The following is a 6,548-nucleotide window of genomic DNA, read 5'->3' as shown; positions in this document are numbered from 1 at the left end:
AAAGGGAGCAAAAAGCGCAGCCCAGCGCTGAGCAAAGCCGACTGGGGACCTCTGGGTAAGCATCCCGATCTTGATGCGATCGTGGCGCGTCAGCGATTGCACCTGCCCCTGGCCGGGCGCATCGGCGCCGACGACGTCAACCGAGCTTGGAAGAGCGCCGCCGCCGAGCACCACCCAGACCGCGGCGGCAGTCACGACACGATGCAACGGGTAAATGGGGCGCGGGATCTGCTCCTGGGCCGCAGCATCGTGGTGGAAAGGTCAGATTGAGTAGGTAAATCGGATGGTGGTCCCATCGCCGATGCAACCCCCCTGGTGCTGGTGCACGGGCTGCTCGACAGCCCTGCGGTTTTTAATGCGCTTAAGCGCTGCCTGGGCGACCAGCGCCAACCGCTGTTAATCCCCGAGCTACCGCTGCGGTTTGGCCTCACCCCCGTGCCCGAGGCGGCCGAACTACTCGGTAGTCATATCGAAGCGGCCTTCGGGCTGGATCAACCCATTGATCTGCTGGGCTTTTCGATCGGCGGCGTAATCGCCCGGACCTGGATCCAGCTGCTGGGCGGCCAACGTCGCACCAGGCGCTTCACCAGTGTGGGAAGTCCCCAGCAGGGCACCCTCACCGCCCAGCCCTGGCCTGGCCGCCTACTGGCGGGTATCGCCGACCTCAAATCGGGCAGCCCCCTGCTCACCGAGCTCAACGGCAACCTCGACACCCTGGCCGGGATCGACTGCTGCAGCTTTTATTCGACCATCGACCTAGCCGTGCTGCCCGGCTGGCGGGCCGTGCTGCCTGTGGGCCGCACCCAGATGCTGCCGGTGTGGGCCCATCCCCAGTTGCTGCGCGCTCCCAAATCGGTGCAGCTACTGGCCCAGGAGCTGTTGCGGCCCTGATGACAAACCTTTCTCCGCTGATGACAGCCACCTCCAGCGCCCTCGGCTGGCTGCTCTGGAGCCTGCTCGTGGGCTCCCTGGCCAACAGGCTGCCAGCCGCTTGGTTGGAGCGGGAGCACTGGTTTATGCGGCGGCCATGGAGCGAAAGCCGTCAGGGCTTCGAGAACCGGCTGGCGATCCGCAGCTGGAAGCCCTGGCTGCCCGATGCCGGCAACGCCCTGCCCAAAGGGATCGCCAAGGCAAGCCTGGTGGGCCGCGAGAGCATCAAGCTGGAGCGGCTGGTGCTGGAAACTCGCCGGGCCGAGCTGGTGCATCTAGCCCTGTGGCTTTTCTGGACTATCACCCCCCTGTGGCTGCCGCCGGCGGGGGTGCTGATCAACCTCGCCTTTGCCACCGCCTTCAACCTGCCCTGCCTGTGGGTGCAGCGCTACAACCGCCTGCGGCTGCAGCGCCTGCTGGGCAAAGGCTGATCAGGGGCCCAGATCCGTTGCCTCGCAATTGATCTCCAGCAGCACCCCCCCATCTTCACTGTGTTGGCCAACCCGCAGGCGATGGCAACCCGCCTCCAGCCAAAAGTGGCTGGAGGCTTCATCGAAATAGGCCAGTTGACGCAGCGGAATGAGCAGCTGAAGCCGCCGGCAGTCGCCTGGCCCCAGCGCCACACGAGCAAAGCTCACCAGGCTGCGCTGGGGCCGCTCCAGCAGTAACCCAGGGGGTTCGGCGTACACCTGCACCACAAACTCACTGGCCAGCAGGCCGGCATTTTGGGCAGTTACGGCCAGCCGAATTTGATCTGGCTGCAGCTCGGCCTCCGCCTGGCTTAGGCGCAGCTCTGCGTAGGAGAGCCCAAAGCCGAAGGGGAAGGCGGCCGGATTGCCGTCTCGCTGCAGGCGGCGGTAGCCGTGCCAGAGGTCGTAGCGCACCTGGGGAGCCCGGGGCTCGAAATCAGGCAGGTGGTCGGCGCTGGTGGGAATGGCGAAGGGCAGGCGCCCACTGGGAGACACCTGGCCGAACACCACGTCGGCTAAGGCCTCACCGCCCCGCTCCCCCGGGTACCAGAGCAGCAGGATCGCCGGCACAGCACGGCGCCAGGCCTCGATCAAGATTGCCCCACCTCCCATCAACACCACCACTGTGCGGGGGTTTGCCGCCAGCACTGCCTCGATCAAGGCCACCTGCTCAGCGGGCAGCTCCAGGTTGGTGCGGTCGCCGGCGGCGAAATCACTCCCCTGACGGGCCGAGCCGTAGCTGGTGATGGCGGCAATGGCCCCGGCCACCGGCGGCCACCAGCGCCGCAGCAGGGACTGGGGGGGCGGTATCTGGCACAGGATCGGCGCGATGTCGCCGGGATGGATGTGCTCCCCCTCCAGGCGCCAGTCGAGGCCAAGTACCAGCAGGGCCGACTCACAGCTGGCGGCCAGGGCAGTGGCTTCAGCCAGCCGCTCGCCACTGGCGTAACGCACAGCCCCCGGCGCAGCCGCTGCTTGCAGCCCCTGCAAGGGTGTGACCACCACGCCGGGCTCGGGCCGGGTGTCGGAGGAGCCGCGATCGCCCAGGTTGGCGATGGCGGCCAGGCTGCCGATCACCGCCAGCGAGCGGGCCGGATCCAGGGGCAACAGGGGAGGGCCAGGGGGGAAGGCTTCATTTTTGAGCAGCACGATCGCCTTGGTGGCAGCCTCCCGGGCCAGGGCCCGGTGCTCGGCGCAGCCGCGCAGGCTGGTGGGATAGGAACCCTCCCGCACTGCCAACTGAACCCGCAGCTGGCGCAGCACGGCGTCATCCAAGCGCTGCTGCGGCAACCGACCATCAGCAACGGCAGCCGTCAGGCAACCGGCAAAGATCATGCGGAAGGGCATTTCCAGGTCCTGGCCGGCCCGCACCGCCGCCACGCCATCGCGCACCCCGAAAATGAAATCGGTCACCACGAAGCCAGTGAATCCCCAGCGCTGCTTGAGGATTTCGTTGAGCAGCAGGGGGTGCTGGCCGCACCACTCGCCATTCACCTGGTTGTAGGCGCTCATAAGCGAGCCCGCCCCTGCCTCTACGCAGGCGCGGAAGTGGGGCAGGTAGAGCTCGTGCAGCACCCGTTCACTCACCTGCACGTCAACCAGGAAACGGGAGCTGTCGATCGAGTTGAGGGCGAAATGCTTGACGCAGGCCACGGCGTGGCGCTGGATGCCGCGGGTCATTGCCGCCCCCAGGCAGCCGAGCAGAACCGGATCTTCGCCGTAGGTCTCCTGGGCCCGGCCCCAGCCGGGGTGGCGCAAGAGATTTACGCAAACCGCCGCCAGCCAGTTGGCCCCGAAACTGCGAGCCTCGCGGGCCATGGCCGCACCGATCCTCTCCTCCAGATCCACGTCCCAGCAGGCACCGCGAGCAATCGGAGCGGGGAAGGTAGTCGCCCCGCCCTGGAGCACCACCCCCCGCGGGCCATCCACAAAATGCAGACCGGCTAGCCCCAGGCGCGGCAACACTCCCGCTGGCCAGGGGTGCAGGTGGGAGGCGTCGCGGCTGGCAATTTCCACCATGCCGGGCCAGAAGTCGGTATCGCCCTCCAGCAGGGCAAGTTTCTCGGCAACGCTGAGCTGGGCCAGCAGCTCTTGGGCCCGGCGCTCAATCGACTGCTGATGAGTCTCTGGTGGCGCCGTCATGGCCTTTTCCCAAGCGGCATAAAAACTAGGAAGCCCGGAACGCAAGCCCCGGGCTTCTGTTGACCCAGCTGTGGCGTTTGCCCGGAGGGGTAGGGCTCGGCTGGGCGCAAGTTAGATAGCAATCAGATCGTTAGATCTGGGTGTCTTCAGTTGTACTGCGGAGCTGCTGACGCAGGCACCTGGGGCCAGGTGACTAGTGGGACGTCTCAATTAATCCGGGGCACCTAGGGCGGCGCGGTGGCGGCATTTCAGCCAAGAGACGTCAGGGATCCGTCGAGAGTGTTGGAGCAGGGGCCGGATCGTCAGCGCGCTCCTGGCAAATGCTCAGGGGGGGTGTCTTCCATCAGTGGAGCCTCCGAATCCCGATGTCCACACGATCTCTCCGCCAAGCCAAAAAGGCAACCATCCACACCGCCGCCGCAATGGCTCTTCACCCGCGGAAATCAGACTTCATGAAGGCCGCTTCACATCTGAGGCTGGGAAGGGCCCAGGATTTCAATCAGCCACTTCGGCACCCTTGAAGAGCCAATCCAGGCCAGGGCCAGCGGCCCCAGCGCGGCTGCCCTAGGCGTGAAGGTAGAAACCCTGAGCCGCAGCGATCGCTCCTGGAATGGGGACCTATTACCCAAGCTCAACGGTGTCCAAGCCGAAATAACCGTGCTGCCCATCACGGTGCCAGCGGCCTCTGCCCCCAAAGGGAATCCCAACAAGGCGGCGGACAAGATCTTCACCGTGCGGCCGCTGAAAACCAGCAGCGCACCGCCATATGGGATCAGAATAGGCGATATTTCTGCTGGCAGTCTTCTAGTCAGCTAGATACGACAGCTAAAGTGTGCTCATAGCAGCCATTGGCCAGCCAAACTTAGTACTTGTGAGCGCAGAAATACCGAGACAGCCAGAGGATCAGTTGCCGCGATTGCAAGCGCAACCGAATAAGGATTTACAAGCTGGCGAGTGGAAGTCTAGACAGGCGGGGGAAGGCCTCTGGTCAACAGGTAAACCCCCACATACAAGAATAGAAAAATCAAGAGTAGGCCACCTACAAATAATTTGCCATCCATCGGTAGTAGCTGATTTAGTTTCCGCCATCCTATCTAAGCAAAACCGACCGCAGCAGGACCCTGGCCCGGGACGCCATGAATTGAGCGGTGCTGCTCCTCAACAAAAACCAGCATTCTCAGGTCGGCTTCGCAATAGGCGGCCAGGACGAATTGGAGTGCGGAAAGTGGCGCAGATTGCTGAGATACTCAGCGGAAACCGGCACGGTTAACCGGTCCGACCATGTTTGGATCAACACCGGGAGTGATGGCGCTAACAGCTGGTCACCCCACGCAGCCAACCGGCAGCCCGGCTGAGGCGCAGTAAATCGCTGCGGCGGGAGCGGCATGAGTCGGGGCGGCCCCAACTCCGGAAGCCAGGGCCCCGAAGCAAAAAAGCTAATGAACACTTGGCCATATTATAATTCTTGAATATTAGGAAGGGCAGCATAAAAGACTACTAACGACAAAAGAGGCACCTGAGAACAGGGCAAACGGCATCCAAGCTGAACAACTCCTTGATCAAGAAAACGCCCCAATCTAAGAGCAGTAGTCTCCTCTAATCGGCTAAAATCAGATTGATGGCTTGCCAGCCAATCAAGCTCAGCCTGATCAATGATGCCAGTAATAAGTGCTTCAAGAAACAGTGTTCCAACTAGCATGGCGAAGCGGCCACATACCGCAAACAACTAAAATCAATATCGCCAGGACAGAGCACAACACAACAACTGCGGCAAATTTACAGCTCAATCAATAATGAATCGGCAGCGACAGCTCGGCGCCTACAAGAAATAGCATCTTGGCGAAGACGAGGCAAAAGACTTATCAAACGTTATTAACGAACAGGGCAGCTGACAAAGAAGAATAAACGGAAAAAACGTATTGATCAATGAGGACCGGACGCAAACCAGGACTACCCACTAAACCCATGCCGCTCCAATTAACAGGAAAACCTATGCACTAAAATCAACATGCCGTCGCTTGCATTTAATATCCCTCTCCAGGGAGCTTAACATCGTAGCCACATCCAAATCGTCCCTAGTAAGATGCCCATCAATCCGGTTAAGGATATCGGTATCGATACGGCCACTACCAACACGCCCTAAGTAGAACAAGCAATTGCGACCGTGTCTGCTACTAAGAACCTGGGCCAGAGTGAGCCATTCCAGGGCCTTTTGACAGGTCTGGAATTGCGAAACCTTATGCATATGGTGCTCGCCTGAAAGGACCCAATCGCGAAGCTCAACGAGGAACAAATGCAATTCCCATGGATCTATTTCAGAATGATGTATTGGGACAGAGTAAATCGGAGCAAGAAACAGTGGATCAAAATGTGCTGCATTTGGAAGCAGGAGACGAGGCTTCATTAATCATGTCCATCATGGTTGACTCAACCTCTAGCGCAACTTTAATAAGAGCTGGAGTATCAGAAAGATCCCGAAACAAGTCGGCAGGTCGGATCATGGCGATCTTGGTCTGTCCGGCCTCCGTAAACACAGAGATTCGGCAAGGAAGGGCCATGCACAAGGACATATCGGTTTCGAGCACTAAAGCAGCCTGCTGTGGATTGCACACCTCAAAGACTCGGCAGTTCTCAGAGAATTGAATATTTTTGGAACGCAGGGTAGCCGCAAGATCATGAATAGCTAACAGTCCAAAATGATGTGCCTCCACAGCCGTATTCAGATCAAAGCAGGTATCTTCAAAGTTTTTTGCTGAATTAATGACAACAAAGTGTTTCATGTGATGGTCACAGGACTAGCAAATTAGACCAACAGCGAACAACGCCATAAGAGGCAATATTTAAGCCAAATATGAATGATTAGCAGGGGTATCTTAGCCAATAAAATGTAGGCACACCGATCAAAGAGGGGAGATTAGTCCAATCTGGCCATATCCCTTACGTCTTCGACGGTATTACGGACTTTGGCCTCGGCCTGCTTCGCCTTACCAGCAAGACGATCTCCCC

7 protein-coding genes are annotated in these 6,548 nt (G+C 60.2%); 4 read left to right on the top strand and 3 right to left on the bottom strand.

What is annotated here, in order from left to right:
* The 3 genes from KBY74_RS13040 to KBY74_RS13030 form a co-directional block, all read left to right on the top strand.
* A partial coding sequence (locus KBY74_RS13040) for a hypothetical protein (RefSeq protein WP_254943065.1) occupies window positions 1–270 on the top strand: 270 nt, incomplete at its 5' end.
* 51 nt (window positions 271–321) lie between these two features.
* Window positions 322–891: a triacylglycerol lipase gene (locus tag KBY74_RS13035; RefSeq protein WP_254943066.1), complete on the top strand. Its 570-nt coding sequence runs from the start codon at window positions 322–324 to the stop codon at window positions 889–891.
* Window positions 892–911: 20 nt separating this feature from the next.
* Window positions 912–1,361: a hypothetical protein gene (locus KBY74_RS13030; RefSeq protein ID WP_254943064.1), complete on the top strand. Its 450-nt coding sequence runs from the start codon at window positions 912–914 to the stop codon at window positions 1,359–1,361.
* Here KBY74_RS13030 and KBY74_RS13025 read toward each other — a convergent pair whose 3' ends face one another.
* Entirely contained in the window at window positions 1,362–3,542 is a 2,181-nt protein-coding gene (locus tag KBY74_RS13025) for a beta-glucosidase (RefSeq protein ID WP_254943063.1), read from the bottom strand. It abuts the gene before it with no gap.
* A 570-nt stretch (window positions 3,543–4,112) separates the two neighbouring features.
* Here KBY74_RS13025 and KBY74_RS13020 point away from each other — a divergent pair.
* Window positions 4,113–4,358, top strand: coding sequence for a hypothetical protein (locus KBY74_RS13020; RefSeq protein ID WP_254943062.1), 246 nt, complete (start codon window positions 4,113–4,115; stop codon window positions 4,356–4,358).
* Window positions 4,359–4,998: 640 nt separating this feature from the next.
* Here KBY74_RS13020 and KBY74_RS13015 read toward each other — a convergent pair.
* Together KBY74_RS13015 and KBY74_RS13010 are read right to left on the bottom strand one after the other, a co-directional pair.
* Window positions 4,999–5,241 (bottom strand): hypothetical protein, encoded by a 243-nt coding sequence (locus tag KBY74_RS13015; RefSeq protein WP_254943061.1) that lies wholly within the window; start codon window positions 5,239–5,241, stop codon window positions 4,999–5,001.
* A 664-nt stretch (window positions 5,242–5,905) separates the two neighbouring features.
* Complete coding sequence (locus KBY74_RS13010; protein WP_254943060.1) at window positions 5,906–6,322, bottom strand: DUF302 domain-containing protein; 417 nt, start codon at window positions 6,320–6,322, stop codon at window positions 5,906–5,908.
* Window positions 6,323–6,548 lie beyond the last annotated feature (226 nt).

Source organism: Cyanobium sp. A1C-AMD (assembly GCF_024346495.1).
Classification (GTDB): Bacteria; Cyanobacteriota; Cyanobacteriia; order PCC-6307; family Cyanobiaceae; genus Cyanobium_A; species Cyanobium_A usitatum.
The sequence above is the reverse complement of the archived record's forward strand: the minus strand, read 5'-3'. Positions and strand labels throughout refer to the sequence as shown.